The sequence below is a fragment of the Flavobacterium sp. R1_16 genome (assembly GCF_057652095.1).
Genome location: NZ_JBYFCG010000001.1, coordinates 529,637 through 552,560 on the forward strand (window position 1 = coordinate 529,637; position 22,924 = coordinate 552,560).

Here is a 22,924-nt window from a genome sequence, read left to right on the forward strand (position 1 = left end):
CAGAACCATTTCTTTCTAAGGTTCTGTTTTTCTTATTATTTTTTAGTTAATACTATAGAACATATTTAAACGTTATTCCATAGGTTCTTTGGTCACCCAAAACACCAGCATATTGTCCAGCATTACCGCCAGCTGGTAGTAATTGTTCAAAATAGTTTTTGTCAAGTAAATTTCGACCCCAAACAAAAACGGTCAATCCTTCTGAGGCTCTAAAGCCAATTCGGCTATTAAAGATGCTATATCCTTTTACCACTAAATATTTAGAAGGTGTTGCATTTGATGAAAATGAAGAACGAGAATAAGAATCTATGGCAAAGAATAATTTTCCTTTATTTCCAAAGAATCTAGCGTCTTTAGATAAATCTCCTCCTAATGTTCCAGCCCATTTTGAGATTCCTGGTAATTGAGCACCAGAGATATCTTTAGAATAGACTTGTTTTCCATCTACTTTTAATCCAGTTTCTTCAAGGGGTAGTGGTGCGTTTTTGAAACTTACATATTGACCATCAGTATAGGAAAGTGCTGTGTTGAACGATAAATTTTTAGAAACTGTAATTCTACCATCGAGTTCAACACCACGAACACGAACTTTTTCTGCATTGGCTAGGTAACCACGATTTAAAGTTACATCTTCACTTTGAACTAAGGTTTGATAATTTTTTATATCAGTATTAAAAACGGAAAAATTAAGAATCGTATTGTTGAAAGGGTTGGTTTTTACTCCCACTTCATAATGACTCACTTCTTCTGCTTTTATTTTGGCAAGATCTGTAATTGGACCGTTAGCGTCTGTAGGTATTCCTCCAACATTAACTCCAACAGGCTTGTAACTGCTGGCATAGGTTGCATAGGCATTCAATCGATCAGATGGTTTGTAGGCAACAGTTACATTTCCTGAAAAGTTAGTATCTTCATTATCCACTTTAAATGCTTGATTGGAGTAGACTTTGTTTCGCAATGCAATTAATTTTGTTCTAGTCGCTTCGTCATATCCTGATAAATCGCCTCCACCAAAGGTTTGTCTACTGTAATCCAAATCCTTTTTATCATAATTATATCTTAAACCAGGAAGAACGTGAAGATAATCGGTAACTTTCCAATCCAATTGCCCAAATACAGCTCCACTAAATGAGTCTAATGTATTCTTGGTTTTTATACCATATCCATCCAAGAGTCCTGGAGTAGCCCATAACGCAGCATTTGCAGTTCCTGGTGCAGCATCCTGAGAAAAACGCCATTGATCTTTACCCGCTTCTTCAACTTGTATAGGGTCTGCTTGCAGTTTTTGTCCAATAGCGAATACACCAAATACTCCGCTCAATTTAGAAGAAAATTCTCCAGCATATCTAATTTCTTGTGACCACTGACTGTGTTTTGAGGTGGCTTGAGATAATTTAAGTACTTCAAGTCCAGTAAAATCTCTGTCGTTAGAAGGTTCCCAGTCCCAAAAACGATATGCCGAGGTTGAAGTAAGAGTTCCTTTTCCAATTTTGGCTTCAACGTTAAGAGATACACCTCCTAAATCTTGGTTGGATCTCCATGGAGTGTCAGTGTCAATTTTACGGTCGAATGGATTGGTACTTGGTAGTTTATATCCTAAGTCTGAGATGATATTGTTGAATTGACGATATCCATCACGAAGGGTAGGGGCTACACCGGCTACAACTTGTGCATAACCATCTGGTCTCTGTTTTGTAAAGTCAGCTGCTAAAGTAATTCCAATGGCGTCGGTGGGTTTATACAATAATTGGCCTCTTACTCCTTGGTTGTTTAAATCGTTTACAGAATTTCCAGTAGTAACATTTTCAAGAAGTCCGTCTCGTTGTGTTCCAGAGAATGATAATCTACCAGCAATTTTTTTAGTTAAGGCTCCAGTTACAGAACTTTTTGCCTGAATGAAACCGTAATTTCCGTAACTCAACTCAAGCGTGGCTCCTGGCGTAAAACTTGGCTTGCGAGTTGTAATATTGAATGCTCCTGCAGTTGTGTTTTTTCCAAATAAGGTTCCCTGTGGACCACGCAATACTTCTATTTGATCAACATCAACAAAATCAAGTGTAGTTGCAGCTGGTCTAGCATAATAAACACCATCAACATAGAAACCAACTCCTGGGTCAATACCATCGTTTGTAAGTCCAAAAGTAGAACCTAGACCACGAATGTTCAGTGTTGTATTTCTCGGATTTGAAGAATACAATTGTACCGAAGGGGTTAATTCTTTCAAACGATTCACATTAAATGCTCCAGCTATTTCGGCTTGTCTTCCGCCAATTACTGATACAGCAATTGGAACGTTTTGAGCTTTTTCAATTCTTCTTCTTGAGGTAATAACCACATCATTGAGTTGATTTGCAATTACTAATACGATTTGTAGCTCACTTTTGGGTAATTCCGTGTAATCCAATTGAGCTGTCTTGTATCCATCTTGAGCGATGATAATGGAAAAAGGCAATTTATCATGCGTGTCTATAGTAAATTTACCATTAACATCAGTTGTTGTACTGTATTTTGTTCCTTTAAGGATAACATTTGCTCCTTCTATAGGTGCATCATTTGAGGTTTTTACTATTCCCTCAATGTTTGTTTGAGCAAATGAGTAATTGAATACTAGTAAAAAAGATAGTGTTTTAAATATTGATTTCATTATTTATATATATTATATGTGAATAGTAGAGTTTAAAATAAATTTTTTTAACTGCACATGCACATCATACAAAATAGTTTGTTTTGCTTCATTGTGTTCGAATTTGATTTAGTGTTTTGCTTCTCATTTAATTTCAACATAGTTTCATTTGTTGTCATACGTTTTCAATTTTAAATTGTTAATTGTGACTTAAATTCGAGGGCAAATATAAATTCTTTAATTCTATAAAACAAGTAGAATTTAAATAAAAAAATTATTTTTTTTCTAATGAGGCAATAGTAATGCCCTCCATTGCTTTCAAAGTTTCATTTCGAATAGCAATTAAACCGTGACGTAGTAAGCATTCCGACTCTTCTTTACAATCTGTACAAGGTTCATAAAAATTGATAGATGCACATGGAAGTAAAGCTATGGCTCCATCAAAAAAGCGATGAATTTCTGCTAAAGTTATACTCTCCTTTGATTTTAAAAGATAATAACCACCAAATTTTCCTTGTTTACTGCCCACAAAATGACCTCGCTTTAAATCCAATAAAATTTGTTCTAAAAATTTTTTAGGAATGCTAGCTCCTTCTGCAATTTCTATAGTTCTAGAGATAGTATTTTCCTCTTGTTGAGCTAAATAAAGTAGCGCCTTTAGGGCATATTTGGTTTTATGTGAAAGCATTTGAAATGATTACTTTAAATAATGTAGTAAATCTAGTGAAATTTTTATTTGTTCGATATAAATTTAAGATAATACTATTTTTTGAAAGATGAAAGTTACCAACTGCCGCTACTTCCACCACCGCTAAATCCACCACCACCGAAGCCACCTCCAAAACCGCCACCACCTGATGAGCCACCGAATCCTCCACCAAAACCACCACCACCGCTGTTTCTTCCTAAACTGCTTAAAATAATGACATCCATTAAGCTTGGTCCTCCGCCAAAACTTCCTGAATTGCCCCCGCCTCCTTTTTTATTTCTTGAAATTAAAACTAAAAGTATGATCACAATAATAATGAAGGGTAATACCGGAAAGTCTTTACTTTTATTTTGTTTTCGTTCCCCCTTGTATTTGCCTTTAAAAACATCTATGATAGCATCGGTTCCTTTGTCTAAGCCATTATAGTAACTCCCGGCTTTAAATTCTGGTATAATGATATTTCTAATGATTTCGCCTCCAGTTCCAGCTGTCAATCTGTCCTCAAGCCCATAGCCTGGATTTATTGCGATTTTCCTTTCATCTTTTGCTAAGAGGATAATAACACCATTGTCATCTTTTGCAGTTCCACCAACTCCCCAAGTTTGTCCCCATTTTGTTGCCAATTGACTTACATCTTCACCTTTTAAGGAAGGTATGGTAATTACCACAATTTGAGTGGTTGTGGAATCAGAATATTTAATCAGTTTTTCTTCTAATTGACTTTTTTCAGTTGTACTTAAAATACTAGCATAGTCGTATACTGAGGTTTGAAAATCGGGTTTTTCTGGAATAGTATACTGAGCAAACCCAACATGTGCGAATAAAAAACAAACCAATACCTTCAAAAATAGCGCAGAATTAAATTTTTTCACAGTCATTATCCTTTAGATATTTCGTTAGATAATTCGTTTGTATCGCCTTCTTGATAAGGAAAATATTTTTTTAGTTGGTTTCCAGCTTTTGTAATGCCTTCGATGAGTCCTTCTTTAAAATTTCCATTTTTAAAACGGCTTGCCATAACTTCTTTGGTAGCGTCCCAAAAATTATTTGGAACTAGTTCATTAATACCTTGGTCGCCACAGATTACAAAGGTTCTGTCTTTTACAGCAACATAAATTAAAACACCATTTTTGAGTGCTGTTTTGTCCATTTCTAATAAATGAAAAACTTCCAAAGCGCGGACAAATGCGTCAATGGAAGTTGTTTTTTCTATGTGTACTCTAATCTCGCCAGAAGTTTCTTTTTCAGCCATACGAATAGCTTCAACAATTTCTTGTTCTTCTTCTTTGGTTAAAAAATCTTCAACTTTTGACATTGTTATGTTTTTTTCGCCACTAATTACACAAATTATCACAAATTTTAACCTGTGATAATCTGTGGAATCCGTGTAATTTTGTCTTTTAGAATTTTACTTCAACAGGTTTCTCAGCACCTTCAACAGCATTGAAGTAGGCTTTTTCTTTGAATCCAAAAACACCTGCAAATAAAGAATTTGGGAATGTTTTGATATGTGTGTTATACGGTTTTACGGCTTCGTTAAAACGGGTTCTAGCGGTAAGAATTTGATTTTCAGTGCTTGCTAATTCGTCTTGTAATTTCAAGAAATTTTGATTGGCTTTCAAATCAGGATATTGTTCAACAGTAACTAATAACCTTGATAGAGAACTACTTACTCCACTTTGTGCTTTGTTGAATGCGGCTAATTGTTCTGGAGTAATATTTGTTGGGTCAACCGTAGTTTGTGTCGCTTTTGCTCTAGCTTCAATTACAGCGGTTAGAGTGCTTTTTTCAAAATCGGCAGCACCTTTTACAGTATTGACCAAATTTCCGATTAGGTCATTTCTCCTTTGATAAGAGGTTTGAACATCTCCCCAAGATTGCTCTACGGTTTGTCCTAGTGTTACTGCAGTATTATTGATTCCTTTCACCCAGCTATAAATTCCAATGAGTACAACTGCTGCGATAATCCAAGGTAAAAATTTTTTAAAATCCATTTGTATTTAATTTAAAGTTTAGTATTGAGTTTTGTTTATTACTTTTATAGATGATTTTTAATATTTGTTAGCTGCGTTTTAATAGCTTCTAGTTTGCTAATGATTTCAAATTTGTCCAAAGTTTTCTTTTGACCTTCTTTTAAATGCGTTTTTGCACCTTCAAGAGTAAAACCACGTTCTTTGACCAAATGATAAATTAACTTCAAGTTCTTTACATCTTCAGGAGTGAACATTCGGTTGCCTTTGGCATTTTTTTTCGGTTTTAGAATATCAAATTCTTTGTCCCAAAATCGAATTAATGAGGCATTAACATCAAATGCTTTAGCTACTTCGCCGATACTGTAGTATCTTTTGTCTGGTGATAATTCTATGTGCATTAGTCTAAGGATTGGTTTTCTTGGTTTGCTAATTTTGATATGGCAACATATTCTGTTGCTGAAATATTTCCGTAGTAAAAATTCAGCGGATTGACCACTTCATTATTTTTGTGTACTTCATAGTGCAAATGAGGGGCTTCACTTCGACCTGTACTACCCACATATCCAATAATATCTCCTCTTTTTACTCTTTGTCCCACTCTACATTTGTATTTGCTTAAGTGACCGTACAAGGTTTCATAGCCAAAACCATGCCGAATCACAATGTGATTGCCATAACCAGATGCTGAGTTATCCGCTCGTTGTACTACGCCATCACCTGTAGCGAATATAGGAGTTCCTGTTTTGGCAGAAAAATCCATTCCTTCGTGAAATTTTCTCACCTTAGTAAAAGGGTCGCTCCTGTAACCAAATCCAGAGGCAACTTGTTTTAAATTTTCATTTCTAACGGGCTGTATTGCAGGAATAGCGGCCAGTAAATTATTTTTCTCTTTCGCCAATTTTAAAATTTCATCCAAGGATTTGGATTGAATTGCCAGAGCTTTAGAAATCACATCCACTCGTTTAGAAGTATTGATAACTAATTCTGAGTTGTTGTATCCCTCTAATTCTTTGTAACGATTAATACCGCCAAAACCAGCTTTTCTTTGTTCTTCAGGAATGGGTGAGGTATTGAAATATACACGATATATATTGTTGTCACGTTCTTCAATACTTCCCAATACCTCGTCTATTTGATCCATTTTTTTGTTCAAAATAGCATAGCGAAGTTTGAAATTTTCAATTTCTCGAGCTTGCAAACGGTCTTTTGGAGTTTCAAAGTAGGGAGTGTTTAATAACACTACAAAACTCAAAAATCCAAACAAAGCAGAAGCAAGTAAAAACAAGGCAACAACTCCAAATTTCGTTGATATTTTTGTCTTAATCTTCCGGTAAGCCAAATTTTCGGAATCGAAATAATATTTTACTTTCCCCATATTTTAAAATACCCTATTTTTGCTCACTGTAAATAGTTTGTCGAACAAATTTAATAAATGTTTCATTTGTTCTACTCTTTTTTTAACAATATATTAAAGTTGATAGGGTTAATTGTTGAATCATCAATTGTTTAGCTGTTCAAATAATAAATAAAATTCGCTATACTTCTAGAAATGAAATCACAAGACATTCGTAAAGCATACCTCAATTTCTTTGAATCCAAAGGACATTTAATTGTTCCATCTGCACCCATAGTTCTAAAAGACGATCCAACCTTGATGTTTAATAACTCAGGAATGGCCCAATTCAAAGAATACTTTTTAGGAAATGGAACACCAAAAAGTCCGCGAATAGCCGATACGCAAAAATGTCTTCGTGTCTCAGGAAAACACAATGATTTAGAAGATGTAGGTTTTGACACTTATCATCATACTATGTTTGAAATGCTAGGAAACTGGTCGTTTGGTGATTATTTTAAGAAAGAAGCCTTAGCTTGGGCATGGGAATTTTTAACTGAAGTGTTGAAGTTAGATAAAGACCGTTTGTACGTTTCTGTTTTTGAAGGGAATCCTGCCGAGAATGTACCTTTTGACCAAGAAGCTTTCGATATTTGGAAACAATATGTATCCGAAGACCGAATTATTTTAGGAAATAAAAAAGACAACTTTTGGGAAATGGGCGACCAAGGGCCGTGTGGTCCATGTTCTGAAATTCATATCGATTTAAGAACCGATGCTGAGAGAAATGCCGTTTCAGGTCGCGATTTAGTAAACGCTGATCATCCGCAAGTAGTGGAAATTTGGAACAACGTATTTATGGAATTCAACCGTAAAGCCGATGGGAGTTTAGAAAAATTACCTGCACAACACGTAGATACTGGAATGGGATTTGAGCGTTTGTGTATGGCAATGCAAAACGTGACATCTAATTATGATACCGATGTTTTTACACCACTAATTGAAAAAGTAGAGCAAATTACAGGATTAAAATATACTCCGAATAATGTCATTCTGAACGATAGTGAAGACCCGAGCGAAAGCGAATTGGCGAAGCAATCTCAAGAACAAAACAAAACCAACATTGCAATTCGTGTAATTGTAGATCACGTTCGTGCGGTAGCTTTTGCTATTGCTGACGGACAATTGCCTTCGAATACAGGTGCTGGTTATGTAATTCGTAGAATTTTACGTCGTGCGATTCGTTACGGATTTACGTTTTTAGGAACGAAAGAACCTTTCATCAACAAATTAGTGGAAGTTTTAGCGAATCAAATGGGAGAATTTTTCCCTGAGATTAAATCGCAACAACAATTGGTTACCAATGTAATTCGCGAAGAAGAAGCGTCTTTCTTAAGAACTTTGGAACAAGGATTACAATTATTAGATAAAGTAGTTGCTGAAACATCTGGAAAAGAAGTTTCGGGAGAAAAAGTTTTTGAATTGTACGATACGTTTGGTTTCCCGAAAGACTTAACGGCTTTGATTTTAAAAGAAAAAGGTTATTCATTTAATGAAACTGAATTCGAAACCGAATTACAAAAACAAAAAGCGCGTTCTCGTGCAGCTTCAGAAGTAACTACTGACGACTGGAAAGTTTTAATTGATGGAAACGTAGAAACTTTCGTTGGTTATGACCAAACCGAAAACAACGTTAAAATCACTAGAATTCGTAAAGTAGATTCTAAAAAAGATGGTATTTTGTACCAAATTGTTTTAGATAACACGCCGTTCTATCCTGAAGGTGGTGGACAAGTGGGTGATAAAGGAACATTAGTTTCGGCAAATGAAACCATAGAAATTATCGACACTAAAAAAGAAAACAACTTAATCTTACATTTCGCCAAACAACTTCCAGAAAACGTAGAAGCTGGATTTGTAGCAAAAGTAAATACCGATTTAAGAACGTCAACTTCCAAAAATCACTCGGCTACGCATTTGATGCATTTGGCTTTGAGAACTATTTTAGGAACACATGTAGAACAAAAAGGGTCGCTGGTAAGCCCAAATTATTTACGTTTTGACTTCTCGCATTTTTCTAAAGTTTCCGATCAAGAATTGCGCCAGGTAGAAGCAAGTGTAAATGAGCAAATTGAAGCCCAATTGCAATTACAAGAATACAGAAATATTCCAATTCAAGAGGCTTTGAATAAAGGTGCAATGGCGTTATTTGGAGAAAAATACGGAGATACCGTTCGTATGATTGAATTTGGAGAAAGCAAAGAACTTTGTGGAGGAATTCACGTGAAAAACACAGCAGAAATCTGGCATTTCAAAATCATTTCGGAAGGTGCTGTTGCTGCTGGAATTCGTCGTATTGAAGCTATTACAGGTGATGCCGTGAAAGAGTTTTATAAAAATCAAGAAAGTACTTTAACTGAAATTAAGGAGACTCTCAAAAATCCACAAGATATTTTGAAATCGGTTACTACTTTGCAAGACGATAATGCCAAATTGAAAAAACAAATTGAGCAGTTAGTAAAAGAAAAAGTAGACGGATTGAAAAACAATTTAGTGGCTGAATTTCAAGATATAAATGGGGTGAATTTCCTAGTAAAACAAGTTGATTTGTCCATGAGTGCCACCAAAGATTTAGCGCAAGCTTTGGGAACGGCAAAATCTAATTCCTTCGTGTTTTTAGCGTCAGTTGAAGACAATATGCCAAACATTCACTGCTATATTTCAAAAGAATTGGTAGCAGAAAAATCTTTAAATGCAGGAAATGTAATTCGTGAATTAGGGAAATACATTGAAGGGAATGGTGGAGGACAAGCGTTTTTTGCCTCAGGAAAAGGGAAGAATGTGAATGGTATCAAAGAAGCTTTAGCGAAAGCGGTTGAATTTGTGAAGTAAAAGTAATTATTTCCTTTCACCAATCTGCTGTCTCCACATCGCATAATACAAACCTTTTTCTAACAATAAATCATCGTGTTTGCCTTGCTCGACTATTTTTCCTTGTTCTAAAACAAAAATTTTATCGGCATGCATCACGGTAGACAATCGATGCGCAATTAGAACTGTAATTCTGTTTTGGTCAGATATGTTTCTAATTGTGGTATTAATTTCATCTTCGGTAATCGAATCTAAGGCAGATGTTGCTTCATCAAAAATCAACAAATTTGGATTTCTCAATATAGCACGAGCAATAGATAGGCGCTGCTTTTCGCCTCCAGAAACTTTAATTCCACCTTCGCCTATAGTAGTATTCAATCCATTTTCGGCGCGAGCTAAAAGTTTTTCACAACTCGCTTTGTGCAATACTTCAAGCAGCTCTTCATCGGTAGCTGATGGTTTCACAAATAATAAATTTTCTTTGATAGTACCGGAGAACAATTGAGCATCTTGTGTTACAAATCCGAGTTGTTTTCTCAAATCCAATAAATTAATTTTCGTTGAATCAATCTCGTTGTATTTTATATTTCCTTTTTCTGGTGGATACAATCCCACTAATAATTTTACTAAGGTTGTTTTTCCTGCTCCTGAAGGCCCAACAAAAGCAACCGTTTCGCCTTGTTTGATATCAAAATTGATATTTTCGACAGCATAGAACTTGGCAGTTTTGTGTTTAAAACTTACATTAGAAAAATGCAATGCTTTGATAGCGCCTAAGGCAATGGCATCTTTTGGTCGAAATTCTTTAGGTGAGTTGAGTAAATTTTTAAAATTTTCCATTGAAACTTTGGTCTCATTCAAAGCAATAATGAACGAACCTAATTCTTGTAACGGGTTGAATATAAAGAAGGTGAAAAATACCATTGTCAATAAATCACCCACTAGAATTTTTCCTCCAAATAAGAAGTAATACAAAGTAAATACAACACAAGTTCTCATAAAATGGACGGTTGTTCCTTGTATAAAACTCAAACTTCTAATAAACCGAATTTTTTCTAATTCGAGTTGTAAAATTTTTAAAGTGTTTAAATTCAGTCGTTTTTCCTCTTGATAGGTTAGTCCTAAACTTTTTACCAATTCAATATTTCTCAAACTTTCAGTAGTAGCACCCGCCAGCGAATTGGTTTGTTGAACAATTTTTCTAGAAACGGCTTTGATTTTTTTCCCCAGATAGGAACTTATGAAAGCAATTATAGGAGCAGTGACAAGAAAAATAAAGGAAATTTTATAATCAATTCTTGAGATGTAAACAATTACAAAAATGAAGCCTACAATGGTTTGGAAAATTAATGAAATAGAAAGTGTAATTAGTTTTTCGGAGTCGATTCTCACTTTTGTGAGTTTGCTTAAAGTTTCGCCACTGCGTTGGTCTTCAAATTCTTCATAGGGTAAATCGAGCGATTTTTTTATTCCGTCTGTATACATTTCAGCTCCAGTTCGCTGAATCACTATATTGGTAAAATAATCTTGAAAATTTTTGGTAATTCTAGAAATCATTGATGCACCAAGAGACAAGCTAAGCCAGAACGCCACCGATTTTATAAAACCAATTTCATTTCCTTTATATTTTGCAATGCCAACACCACAGTCTTGCATTAGCTTACCTGTAATAACAGAGTCGGATAGACTAAAACAAATATTTATGGCAGCTAATACAAGGGCTATAAAAAGTAGGATTTTGTGTTTCTTTAGATACGAAAAGAGTAGTTTCACGAGGTTTTATTAATTTAATGATACAAAAATACTAATAATTATGTATAGGTATTGGTATCAAAAAGTAGTAGTTTAGGATTATGAAGATGTGTATTGAACAAAATAGTTTATTTTTGAATCATTAACTGTGCAACAATGAATTTTACTACCAAAATATCCATTTCAAAATCGGATTTCCCTATAGATTATGCTTCCAAAATAATTGCGTTTGGTTCCTGTTTTGCTGAGAATATGGGTAAAAAATTCGATTATTTTAAATTTAATACTTGTACGAATCCTTTTGGGATTATTTTTAATCCAATTTCTATTGAAAAGCTGGTTTCGAGAGCCATTAATCAAAATCAATATACTGAAGAAGATGTTTTTTTTCACAACGAACGCTGGAATTGTTTTGAAGTTCACTCGGATTGCAGTAATTCAAGCAAGGAGGAGGTTTTGGATAATTTGAACAAGATACTTCAATTGACAGCTAAGCAAATAAAAGAGGCTACACATATTAGTATTACTTATGGAACATCATGGGTGTATCGTGATAAATATTCTCAAGCGCTAGTTGCTAATTGCCACAAAGTTAAGCAATCACAGTTTGATAAAGAAATTCTTTCGGTAACCACAATCAAGCAATCTATTCAAAATACGATTGATGTTATCCGACAAGTAAATCCAAATGCAACATTACTCTTAACAGTTTCGCCAGTGCGTCATATTAAAGACGGTTTTGTGGAAAATCAGCGCAGTAAAGCACATTTGATTGCAGCAATTCATGATTTATCTCCTGAAACTTACCATTATTTTCCATCTTATGAAATCATCATGGATGAACTTCGTGACTATCGCTTTTATGCAGAAGACCTGTTACACCCAAGTCAAATAGCTATTGATTACGTTTGGGAACGATTTTTAGAAACTTGGATTTCTGAATCGGCGAGTATAACAATGAAAAAAGTAGATAGTATTCAAAAAGGATTATCGCATAAACCTTTTCATGTTGAATCGGTTAGTCATCAAAAGTTTTTAAAAGAACTTCAGGAAAAGATGACTCAGCTTCATGATGAGATTCCGCATATACAATTCTAAAAATACGTATTTTGTCGTATATGAACATTTGTTAAATTTGTTAAATTTGCATAGATAACTAACACTTAACAAATTAAATTATGAAGTCAAATTGTTACCTATTATTTTTTGGTCTTTTTTTCTTTCTAGTCTCAAATCCAGCTTTTTCACAAAAACCAGTGCTCACTGATGAAGATGCTGTAACTGAGACTGTCACCAAAGAAATAGATGAAGTATTCAAATCGGAAGATTTTTTAAAGAAGAAAAATAAAAAATTCAAGGAAGTCGCTGGAACTATGGTTGTTGATATTGGAGTGGTTCAAAATGGAAAGGTGTCCTCATTTTTCAAAGTAGAAAGCGATATCAAAAATATAGATTTCATTAATTTCATGTCGGACTATATTCTAGATCATAAGTTTCAATTCAAACTTCAAAAGCAACAGCGCTATAAAATTCGCTATACAATTACATTTTAATGCATAACAAACAACCTCTAAAAATTATTTAACAATGAAAAAATTATCCATTTTAGTATTGTCTATCTGTATGATGGGCACATTCTCTGCCAACGCTCAGTTTGGCAAATTATTAGATAAAGCAAAAGCAAAAATAGGCGGTTCTAGCGCTGGTAAAAAATCAGGAAGCTTCTCTACGGTTTGGGAATCGGAGTTTGATAATAAAGCTTCTTTTTTGGCAGTAAGCAATAGTGATGGTTCCTATATTTTGGGTACAGATGACAATTCGGCTTCGGTTTTAGATCAAAGCGGTAAAATAATATGGTCTGGTGATTACAAAAAAATAACGACTAATAATACCAACAAATGCGAATACCAATATGTAATTTGGAAAGAAAATGGTGGGTATTTATTTCTTTTCGACGAGAGAAAATTAGGAACCGATAGAGTAGCGGTTATTGATATCAAATCGGGTAAAGAATTGTGGAATTCAGAGCAATATCAAAATTTAATTCCAAAAGGAACTAAAAAGGAAGATGGAGCAGACCAGGGTGAATTAGAAACGGTAAAATACATCTCAGAATTGGATGCGTTTTTAATTTCTCAAAAAGCATCGGTTATTCTAGTGAAAGCCGATACAGGTGAGAAAATTTGGGAAACCAATCGTTTTAAAGGTGGTGTTGGTAAATACATCTATGATTCAAAAAGAAACGAAATTGTAATGATTAACTTCAAGCCAACAGCCTTGGGGGCATTATTTGCTGGATTTAAAAATCAATTGGTAAAAATCAATGCCGTTAATGGTGATGTGTTGTGGGATGCTACTTTTACCGGTGTAATCGAAAAAGAATTAGTAACCAGAAGGGCTATCGTAGATTTGTGGATTAAAGATGACAAGATTTACATGTACTTGAATGGATTACAAGTTTACAACATCAACAATGGACAAAAACTTTGGGAAGCCATTTATGAAAACGACATGGACGGTAAAACAGGATTATTTAGTAATTCTGCAAACAAAAAATATTATAGAACAATTGCCGATCCTGTTTTTGTAGACAATGCAGTATATTTAGTGATGTTTGGAACTAGAGATAGAACTAAATATGTAGAAAAACATGATTTAGAATCCGGAAAATTACTATGGGCTTCAGAGAAAATTACAGGTGCATTCAGTATGCCAAATCTATACAAAACTGGAGATAGAGTACTCTTGCAGATTGGGGGTAAAGTTCAGGTTCAAGAATACAGATGGGAAACCAGATCTAATCCGATGGGAGGATCATACAAAGAAATGGTGCCTTACATCTATTGGGATTACAAAGCACAGAAAAATGGAGTGTTAGCTATTGATGATAAAACAGGAAAAACGGCTTGGCGTTCTGAAAAATTTGACAAAAGAATTACTGATATTATCATAGACCAGGACAAAACGGCTTTTGTAGGAGATGGAGACGAATTTTATGGTTACGATATCGCTTCAGGAAATCAATTATTCGATGTGAAGCATAATGATGCCAAAGTAGGAAAGGCTACTGATGTAATCGATTTTGGAGATAAAGTAGTAGTGCTTTCTGAAAAAGGACTAGCTTCATACAACAAAAAAGATGGTTCAAGAGCCTATGCTTCAGATAAAATTAAAGGAGTAGATTTCTTCTATGAAATAGGTGGAAATTATTTCTTGAGAGATCAAAGAAACAGCAAAAATGTTATCTACGGAATCAACATGACAAATGGAGATACTAAAGGTTCTGTTCAGTCTAAAGGGAAAGGTGGTAGTCCGCAATATGGTTCAGGAATAGATATTACAGATGATGGTGAGTTTATTTTTGCTTTTAAAGGTAGAAAAGTAGAGAAAATCAAAGTGAATAATTAGAGGTATTTCTGCTTTGTTTTTGGGCTGTAACTTTAAGTTGCAGCCCATTTTTTTAAAAATATCAAGTATGAGAAAAATTTTATTTATCGCACTAGTTTCGTTTCAAATGGTGCAGGCACAACAAGTGCAATGGGCATCTAAACTCATAAAATTTTCATCAGATTTAGGAGGTAAACAAAACGGAATTAAACGAATTTTGGGTAGACCCGATGTATTTCCCCAAGGCGGGAGTAGTCCTAATGCATGGTGTCCTAAAGACGCCCTAAAAGGCAGAGATTATGTTGAGGTAGGTTTTGAAAACCCTCAAACAGTTAAACAAGTTGCTATTTTTGAGAACCTAAATGCGGGATGTGTATCACAAATTATGGTTGATAATGGATCAGGAAAGTATGAAACGGTTTGGACTCGAAAACGAGACTCGAAAACACCAACCTATAAAGCTACAATTCCAGCCGATCATAACTATTATTTTAAAAGAAAAAGAAGAAAAATACAAGAAGCACCTGATGTTCTTAACCCTGGAATTGAAAATGCTATATTGGAAAATTCGGTTTCCAATGTTGTGGCGGTTAGAGTCGAATTTAACTTTGCCCTATTGCCAGGTCAAAAGCAAGTAGATGCCATTGGGATTTCTGATTCGGAAATTCCAATTCAAGCCAAAATAAACACTACATCAGCTTATGAAAATTTGAATACTAGTGAGTTAATTTCCTTTGGAGATATTGAAATTTCGACACCAATAATTTCTAAAAATGGGAATGAACTCTATTTTACGAACATGAGTCAGGGTAAGGAACAAATTTATTTGTCTACTAAAGGAGCAAATAGTAAATGGGGAGAACCTACTATTCAAAATGTTTTGAACGAAAATGAAACATACAATTATATAGAATATTTTGGTAATGATTTTATTCTTCGTGGAGGCTCAGAATATCAGAGAGGAACTGGAAATACGGGATTTACATTTTTAGAAAAAACAGAAGCGGGATATACTAATCCAAGGCAAATAAAAATAGCGGCTTATAATAATTATGATGATACCGCAGACGCTACAATTACTGATGATAAAAAGATAGTGATATTAGGAATTGAAACCGATTTTACTCAAGGAGGAAGTGATTTGTATTATACTAATGTTAAAGAAGACGGAACCTATGGTTTGCTTCAAAATATGGGTAAAATAATCAATTCAGCGGCAGATGAGGCAACTCCACAATTATTATCAGATACGAAAACCTTGTTGTTTAGCTCAAATGGATTTAGTGGTTATGGTGATTTTGATATTTATGTCACCCATAGACTAGATGATACTTGGAAAAAATGGTCAGAACCTGTAAATCTTGGGCCTAAAATAAACGGAATCAATTTTGAGGCCTCTCCTTGTTATGATGAAAAAAATGAATTACTGTATTATACCAAATCTATTGAAGGTCGTTTAAGCCTTTATTCTATAAAGCTTTCCAAGTCAGAATTGATGCAGCAATAAGTTAAGTTACCATTTTCATTATTATTAAAATACGACATTTGTCGTATTTTTTTGTGTTTATAAAAACCATTTCTTTGATTTATGTCTGTGATAGTAAATCACTATGGAAATGATATTGTAAATCTTGCTATTAATTTTTTAATAATAGTTGTTCTCAAACTAAGAGGGGATAAGATATTTTTTCTAGGATAAAGGATTCGAGTCTAGCAATTATTAGAAAAACCAAAAAATAGATTGTAAATTAATTAGGCATCATTATGAATTATATTTTAACACTAATAGTAATAGCACTTTGTTTTGTAATTTTCGGTTTGATTGTCAATTTTAAGATTAGCAATTCAGACTTCCAGAAGAGGATAATGCTTTTGGAAGAGATTATTTTGGAAATGAAATCCAATCTTGAAAATCAAAATCAAAAAATAAAACTCTCAGAGGATTTAAGATTAAAACTCAAAGCATCAAACGAAACCTTGAATAATTCTATTTTTAATTTGAATTACGAAATTTTTGAAGAATTGTACTCCAAAAAATAAGTTGAAATTATTTTGTTATATTTATGCTGTAAAAGTTTTTTATGAAAAAATATTTCTTCTTTTTAATTTTTCTAGCAGTCACATTCTATGCTAATGCTCAAAACGCAAACGAAATTATTGACAATCTCAAAAAAGAATTGAGCACAAATCCAGATGCAAAAAGAACAGCAAGTATATACTCTGATTTAACCTGGTATTATTCAAATATTGCTACGGATTCAGCTATAAACTACGGAAATAAGGCAATTGCTGAATCCATGAAGCTAAAAGATTCGGTTTTGTTAGCCCAAGTGTATAGTGATTTGGGAGCTGTATACTTTAGAAAAACGGATTATGCATCTTCAAAAACTAACTATTTAACCGCCTACAAAATCAGGAAAATCAGAAATGATAAAATTGGCATGGCAAAAATAGCCGCCAATCTAGCCAATATTTATAATAAAGAAAATAAAAAAACATTGGCGCTGAAATCCTATTTAGAATCTGTGGATTATTTTGAAAAAACAAACAATCTTGGAGCAGCAGCGATAACCAATGCCAATATTGGCTCATTGTTTATGGATTTGAAAAATTATTCAAAATCGATGAGCTACACCAGAAAAGCCATTACCTACCAAGAAGAAAATCATCAAGATATAGGCTTGTCAACGTCCTATTTAACATTGGGAAATATCTATTTAAAATTAAAAGACACTCTCAATGCGCTTAAATACTACAATAAAAGTATCGGTTTTTCAAAAAAAACAGGAAATGAAATAGCTCTTTCAGCTGCTTTTAATAACATTTCAAACATCAAAATTCAGCAGAAAAAGGGATTAGAAGCCAGTAAACTCATAGAAAAATCAGGAAAAATAATTGAAAAGCTGAACGTCAACACTGATGAATCTTCTTTAGCTTTAAATCAGGTTTCAAAAAACATTTCAGAAAAAAAGTTTCTTGAAGCTCAGACTATTTTATACAAATTGAAAAATCGGTACAAAACAAATAATGTGTTTACATCTGAGTTATGGCAAACGTATATTTATTTGGCTCAAACCCATTCCTATTTGAATAAGCCTGATAGCGCAAGTTATTACATAGAGGCTTCCATGAAACTGCAAGATGCGATTGTAGAAAAAACAATCAGAAAGCAAACCAATGAATTGGAAACCAAATACCAAACTGAAAAAAAGGAACAACTTTTACGTCAAAAAGAAGCCGAAGCCAAGCAAAAGAATGTTTTGTTGATTGGAATATCGTCTTTACTGGCGCTAATTGTTATAATTGCATTTTTGATTTACCGTCAACAGCGACTTAAAAACAGGCAACAAGAGCAAGAGTTTCAACTGAAATCTGCCATTGCACAAATAGAAAAACAGAACGAATTGCAAGAACAACGCTTGAGCATTTCAAGAGATTTGCATGATAATATTGGAGCGCAACTTACCTTTATTATCTCCTCAGTAGAAAATATCAAATATGCTTTTGATATTACCAATGCAAAATTGGATGCTAAACTTCAAGGAATTAGCACTTTTGCACGGTCAACAATACTGGAATTGCGCGATACAATTTGGGCAATGAACAACAACGAAATTCATTTTGAAGACTTGCGTGTTAGAATCTTAGATTTCATTGAAAAAGCCAAAATAGCCAAAGAGAATATCGATTTTAAATTTACCATTGAAGATAGCGTTCATCAGGAAAAACTATCCTCCATTTCTGGGATGAATATCTATAGGACTATTCAAGAAGCGGTGAATAATGCTATAAAATATGCCGATGCATCCCAAATTACTATCGAGGTAAAAACTATAGATGATAAAATTGTTATTTATGTTCAAGACGACGGAAAAGGTTTTGATGAAAGTACGGTCGAAAAAGGAAATGGTTTGCTCAACATGCAAAAGCGAATTGAAGATATTGGAGGCATTTTTAGTTTAGTTTCTACTCCAGAAAAAGGAACAAGTATTGAATTACTATTAAACAAAGAGCTTGACTGATGATTAAAATTGCCATTGTAGACGACAATTCATTTTTGCTAAAAGCTGCTCAAGAAAAACTTTCTTTTTTTGATGATTTTTCAATAAAAATAACAGCAATAAATGGTTTGGATGTTTTAGAAAAATTAGAAAAAAATCACAATATCGATTTGATTTTAATGGATATAGAAATGCCTAAAATGAACGGAATTGAGGCAACAGAAATCATCAAAAACAAGTATCCACAAATTAAGATTATCATGCTCACCGTTTTTGATAATGATGAAAATATCTTCAAATCGATAAAGGCGGGAGCTGATGGTTATTTACTTAAAGAAGTCAATCCGAAAGAACTGCATCAAGGGATTTTAGATACTATGAATGGTGGCGCGACCATGACGCCATCCATAGCTTTGAAAACACTCAAACTGTTCAGAGAACCTATCATTTTTGATAACCTTCCTGATGAGGAAGAATACAGTTTAACTCCACGTGAAATAGAAGTCTTAGAGCAATTGAGTAAAGGATTAAAGTACAATCAAATTGCAGATAATCTGTTTCTTTCTGCAGGAACAGTTCGGAAACACGTTGAGAATATTTACACCAAACTACAAGTACACAACAAATTGGAAGCCATTCAAAAAGCAAAAAACAACAAATTGATTTAAGTTGCAGCAAACTTAATGTATCTTAATTTCTTAATGGTTTAAAAAAAGTTTCTACATTTATAAAAAAAAAGAAATGCAGAAAAGAATTTTACTGATAACTGGAATCCTACTCGCCATTTTTTTATTATTCAAGTTTTGTGAATTTAAAAAAGACGATACTTCAACTATTGATTATAATACCAATTTGATTCAACAGCAAATTGTAAACGTCGGAAAGTTAATCGTTACCGAGGGTCATTTTTCTCAGGTCTTGACCTACAAAGACCAAGATAAATATTTCATGGACATGATTTCTTTCGAGAAAAAGGCCCTAATTATTGTCAATGCCGATGTTACTGTAGCCTATGATTTACGCCAAATGAAATACGATATTGATGAGAAAAACAAGACCATAACGATTTTGACTATACCAAAAGAAGAAATTAAAATCAGTCCTGACATTCAGTTTTATGATGTCAATCAAAGTAAACTAAATCCATTTACAGGAGACGATTACAATAAAATAAACAAATCAGTCAGAGCTAATCTAGCTAAGAAAATAGAAAAATCATCTCTGAAAACCAATGCCAAAAATCGGCTTGTAAGTGAGTTGTCAAAAATTTTGATTCTAACTAGCACTATGGGATGGACTCTGCAATATGATGGAATACAGGTAAAATCCGATAAAGATTTGGAATTAAAAATTAGAGGTTGATTGATATATAAATAAAAATAAATTTACTTAAAATAGGCTTTTCCACTTATTGTTTCAAGCGACAATGTTTTTCATTTTTGTCTAAAAATTAGTTAAAAATGGAAAACAGTTTAGGATTTTTTATTTTAATTGTTCTATATGTCTTTTTGCAATGTAGATACATCGGAATTCAGGACGAGTACAAAAAGAAGTCAAAAATAATACAGCAGAAAATAGATGATTTTAGGTTAAAAAATACAGTCTTGAAGCGCAAAGAAACCGATACAAAATCGCATCTAAAAAAAGTGAATCAGATAGAAAAGCAATTTATGTATTTGCATAATTTAATCATAAAAAAACATCTTAAATAGATGAATAATTGAAGTGTATAGAATTAAATAGCATTTGCTAATTGTACTTGTATGGTAAAAAAAATGATTTTGTTAGTAATAGTTTTTCCGCTAAGTTTTATTTGGGCTCAAAGCAATAAAGATATTTTGGAGAAAGCACTAACATCAAAAGATTCCTCTGATTATTATTTTAAGCAAGCCAAATCAGGAATTAAAAATTCAACTGATGAAGCTGAATATTGTTTTTATAAAAACATGCGATACACCGATTTGGGTATTCAAGATAGCGCTATTTATTACGGGAAAGAAGCCTTAAACAAGTTTAAAGATTCTAAAGATTATGAATCAATAGTTTCCTTATACAACAATCTAGGAAGGGTTTACAATGACAAAGGACAATATGATAAGGCTATAAGTAACAGAATCGCTGGACTCAAAATTGCCGAAATGCATCATTTGGATCATTGGATAGGAACAGTTTGTATCGGTTTATCCTACGATTATCATGATTTTGAAGAGTACCAAAAGGGCATTTATTATGGTAAAAAAGCCATACAGTATTTTTTAAATAAAAAAGACGCAAGAGCCAAGGATATCCGATCTTCATTTAATGCAACAGCAATCAATTATGACGACTGGAATAAACCCGAATGGGCTTTGTTTTATCACAAACAAAACTTAAAATATATAAAAGGGAAAGACACAATATTATTACATAGTACCTTTAACAACATAGGTAATACACTGCTAAAGCAGAAAAAATTTGAAGAGGCTAAAAAGTGGATTTTACGTTCTGTAAAAATTCTTGACTACAAAGTAAGACAAAACAACTTGCTTTATACCGATTATGATTATGCAACTTGTTTTACAAATTTAGGGACAATTGCGACCGAATTGAATCAGTATGAGGAAGCAAAAAAGTTTTTTGAATTAGCATTAAAATACGCTAAAAAATCTGAAACTGCAGAAAAACTTAGAGATTATTATTTCCAAAAGGCATTGTTTAACAAAAAGTATAACAATCTAGAAGCTACTATAAAAGAGCAGGAAAATTACATACAATTCAGAGATTCAATATATACGGTCGAGAAAAATAAAACAGTAACCGAATTAGAAACCAAGTATCAAACTGAAAAGAAAGAAAAACAAATCTTACAACAGCAAGCCGAGGTAAAGCAAAAAAATATTTGGTTACTACTTATTTCAAGTGTCGTAATAATAGGGCTCATTTTATTTAGAAATTTTAGAGTCAAAACAAAACTCCAAAAAGAACAACTAAAATTGGAAAATAAATTATTAGAAGAACAATCAAATTATAAAATTCAGGAGCAGAGATTGGATATTTCGAGAGAATTACATGATAATGTGGGTTCTCAGCTTACATTTATTATTTCCATTTTAGATAATTTGAAAGGCTCTTCCGTTCAGTTTGATGAGGTAATTGATAGAAAGATTGACACCTTATCCAATTTTGCCTATAAGTCCATTTCTGAGTTGCGCGATACCATTTGGGTTTTAAATTCCAAGCAATTGAGTTTGTCTGAATTGCAATCAAGAATGCTCAATTTCATAAAAGATGCTAGAGAATCTGTTGATGCCATTCGCTTTCATTTTGATTTTGAAATAGCATCTGACGTTGAGTTATCATCAAAACAAGCTATTAACCTGTATCGAATTCTTCAAGAAATCGTAAATAACGCTATCAAACATGCAGATGCAAAAGACGTATTTGTTGCCATTTCTCAGGTTGACAATACATTGCAAATTAAAATTCTGGATAATGGAGTAGGTTTCGATTACGAATCTAAAAAGAAAAAATCATTTGGTTTAAACAATATTCACAACAGAATTCAAGAGATGAATGGAATTTTGAATGTCGAATCAAGTAAAGAAAACGGAACGAGTTATGTCATTCAAATTCAGTTATAACCATGATAAAAATAATTTTAGTTGAAGATAATTTCTTTCTAAAAAAAGCCTTAGAAGAAAAACTTTCCAAATTTTCAGATGTTACCATCAAAGATACGGCTCAAAATGGAGAAGAAGTAATTGCGATTTTAGAGAAAAACCATGTAGTAGATGTCATTCTAATGGATATTGAAATGCCAATTATGAATGGAATTAAAGCAACAGAAATAATTAAATCCAAATATCCTCAGATAAAAATTGTAATGATTACCGTTTTTGATAACGACGACAATGTTTTTAATGCTATAAAAGCTGGAGCAGATGGCTATTTATTAAAAGAAACAAAAGCAGAAAAAATATACGAAGCCATCAATGAAACGATAGCAGGAGGCGCAGCCATGTCACCTTCTATTGCAATGAAAACTCTAAAATTATTAAAAAATCCTATTTCATTTAAATCTTCATCTGATTCAGAATTGGTTGAACTTTCAACAAGAGAAATTGAGGTTTTAGAACATTTGAGTAAAGGATTAAAGAATGCAGCTATTGCTGATAATTTATTTTTGTCGACTTCTACTGTAAAAAAGCATATCGAAAATATTTACCGAAAATTGCAAGCTCACAACCGAATTGAGATGTTGCAAAAAGCTAAACAGAATAAACTACTCTAACCAAA

At 33.3% G+C, this 22,924-nt stretch carries 20 protein-coding genes; 12 read left to right on the forward strand and 8 right to left on the reverse strand.

What is annotated here, in order from left to right:
- Positions 1 to 52 precede the first annotated feature (52 nt).
- From AC23L6_RS02360 to AC23L6_RS02390, 7 genes are all read right to left on the reverse strand, one after another.
- A complete protein-coding gene (locus AC23L6_RS02360) occupies positions 53 to 2,644 on the reverse strand; it encodes a TonB-dependent receptor (RefSeq protein ID WP_487560695.1) in 2,592 nt (863 codons plus the stop codon).
- A 253-nt stretch (positions 2,645 to 2,897) separates the two neighbouring features.
- Complete coding sequence (locus AC23L6_RS02365; RefSeq protein ID WP_487560696.1) at positions 2,898 to 3,311, reverse strand: RrF2 family transcriptional regulator; 414 nt, start codon at positions 3,309 to 3,311, stop codon at positions 2,898 to 2,900.
- 95 nt (positions 3,312 to 3,406) lie between these two features.
- Positions 3,407 to 4,210 carry a TPM domain-containing protein gene (locus AC23L6_RS02370; RefSeq protein ID WP_487560697.1) on the reverse strand — a complete coding sequence of 268 codons (804 nt, stop codon included), beginning with the start codon at positions 4,208 to 4,210 and terminating at the stop codon, positions 3,407 to 3,409.
- Complete coding sequence (locus tag AC23L6_RS02375) at positions 4,210 to 4,647, reverse strand: TPM domain-containing protein (protein ID WP_487560698.1); 438 nt, start codon at positions 4,645 to 4,647, stop codon at positions 4,210 to 4,212. Before AC23L6_RS02375 ends, AC23L6_RS02370 begins: the two co-directional genes overlap by 1 nt.
- 85 nt (positions 4,648 to 4,732) lie before the next feature.
- Positions 4,733 to 5,326, reverse strand: a complete 594-nt coding sequence (locus AC23L6_RS02380) for a LemA family protein (RefSeq protein ID WP_487560699.1) — start codon at positions 5,324 to 5,326, stop codon at positions 4,733 to 4,735.
- A gap of 44 nt (positions 5,327 to 5,370) precedes the next feature.
- A complete protein-coding gene (locus tag AC23L6_RS02385) occupies positions 5,371 to 5,703 on the reverse strand; it encodes a MerR family transcriptional regulator (protein WP_487560700.1) in 333 nt (110 codons plus the stop codon).
- The gene (locus tag AC23L6_RS02390; protein ID WP_487560701.1) at positions 5,703 to 6,680 is read right to left on the reverse strand and encodes a peptidoglycan DD-metalloendopeptidase family protein; all 978 of its coding nucleotides are present in this window, start codon (positions 6,678 to 6,680) and stop codon (positions 5,703 to 5,705) included. The genes AC23L6_RS02385 and AC23L6_RS02390 overlap by 1 nt, the downstream gene beginning before the upstream one ends.
- Positions 6,681 to 6,854: 174 nt before the next feature.
- Between AC23L6_RS02390 and alaS the strand changes: the two genes are divergently transcribed.
- Positions 6,855 to 9,530 (forward strand): alanine--tRNA ligase, encoded by a 2,676-nt coding sequence (gene alaS / locus AC23L6_RS02395; RefSeq protein ID WP_487560702.1) that lies wholly within the window; start codon positions 6,855 to 6,857, stop codon positions 9,528 to 9,530.
- Positions 9,531 to 9,536: 6 nt separating this feature from the next.
- Here the strand turns inward: alaS and AC23L6_RS02400 are convergent, their stop codons facing one another.
- On the reverse strand, positions 9,537 to 11,282 hold the full coding sequence (locus tag AC23L6_RS02400; RefSeq protein ID WP_487560703.1) for an ABC transporter ATP-binding protein: 1,746 nt from the start codon (positions 11,280 to 11,282) through the stop codon (positions 9,537 to 9,539).
- 135 nt (positions 11,283 to 11,417) lie between these two features.
- On the opposite strand from AC23L6_RS02400, the gene AC23L6_RS02405 reads away from it, so the two are divergent.
- From AC23L6_RS02405 to AC23L6_RS02455, 11 genes are all read left to right on the forward strand, one after another.
- Positions 11,418 to 12,359: a GSCFA domain-containing protein gene (locus tag AC23L6_RS02405; RefSeq protein WP_487560704.1), complete on the forward strand. Its 942-nt coding sequence runs from the start codon at positions 11,418 to 11,420 to the stop codon at positions 12,357 to 12,359.
- Between the two features lie 80 nt (positions 12,360 to 12,439).
- Positions 12,440 to 12,814, forward strand: a complete 375-nt coding sequence (locus tag AC23L6_RS02410; RefSeq protein WP_487560705.1) for a hypothetical protein — start codon at positions 12,440 to 12,442, stop codon at positions 12,812 to 12,814.
- 34 nt (positions 12,815 to 12,848) lie between these two features.
- Complete coding sequence (locus AC23L6_RS02415) at positions 12,849 to 14,669, forward strand: outer membrane protein assembly factor BamB family protein (RefSeq protein WP_487560706.1); 1,821 nt, start codon at positions 12,849 to 12,851, stop codon at positions 14,667 to 14,669.
- Between the two features lie 67 nt (positions 14,670 to 14,736).
- Positions 14,737 to 16,155, forward strand: coding sequence for a hypothetical protein (locus AC23L6_RS02420; RefSeq protein ID WP_487560707.1), 1,419 nt, complete (start codon positions 14,737 to 14,739; stop codon positions 16,153 to 16,155).
- Between the two features lie 257 nt (positions 16,156 to 16,412).
- A complete protein-coding gene (locus AC23L6_RS02425; RefSeq protein WP_487560708.1) occupies positions 16,413 to 16,688 on the forward strand; it encodes a hypothetical protein in 276 nt (91 codons plus the stop codon).
- Positions 16,689 to 16,729: 41 nt separating this feature from the next.
- Positions 16,730 to 18,670: a tetratricopeptide repeat-containing sensor histidine kinase gene (locus AC23L6_RS02430; RefSeq protein WP_487560709.1), complete on the forward strand. Its 1,941-nt coding sequence runs from the start codon at positions 16,730 to 16,732 to the stop codon at positions 18,668 to 18,670.
- Positions 18,667 to 19,317, forward strand: coding sequence for a response regulator (locus AC23L6_RS02435; RefSeq protein ID WP_487560887.1), 651 nt, complete (start codon positions 18,667 to 18,669; stop codon positions 19,315 to 19,317). The genes AC23L6_RS02430 and AC23L6_RS02435 overlap by 4 nt, the downstream gene beginning before the upstream one ends.
- A 73-nt stretch (positions 19,318 to 19,390) precedes the next feature.
- Positions 19,391 to 20,011, forward strand: a complete 621-nt coding sequence (locus AC23L6_RS02440) for a DUF4230 domain-containing protein (RefSeq protein WP_487560710.1) — start codon at positions 19,391 to 19,393, stop codon at positions 20,009 to 20,011.
- 98 nt (positions 20,012 to 20,109) lie between these two features.
- Positions 20,110 to 20,361 (forward strand): hypothetical protein, encoded by a 252-nt coding sequence (locus AC23L6_RS02445; protein WP_487560711.1) that lies wholly within the window; start codon positions 20,110 to 20,112, stop codon positions 20,359 to 20,361.
- 63 nt (positions 20,362 to 20,424) lie between these two features.
- Positions 20,425 to 22,269 (forward strand): tetratricopeptide repeat-containing sensor histidine kinase, encoded by a 1,845-nt coding sequence (locus tag AC23L6_RS02450; RefSeq protein WP_487560712.1) that lies wholly within the window; start codon positions 20,425 to 20,427, stop codon positions 22,267 to 22,269.
- A 2-nt stretch (positions 22,270 to 22,271) separates the two neighbouring features.
- Positions 22,272 to 22,919: a response regulator gene (locus tag AC23L6_RS02455; protein WP_487560713.1), complete on the forward strand. Its 648-nt coding sequence runs from the start codon at positions 22,272 to 22,274 to the stop codon at positions 22,917 to 22,919.
- Positions 22,920 to 22,924 lie beyond the last annotated feature (5 nt).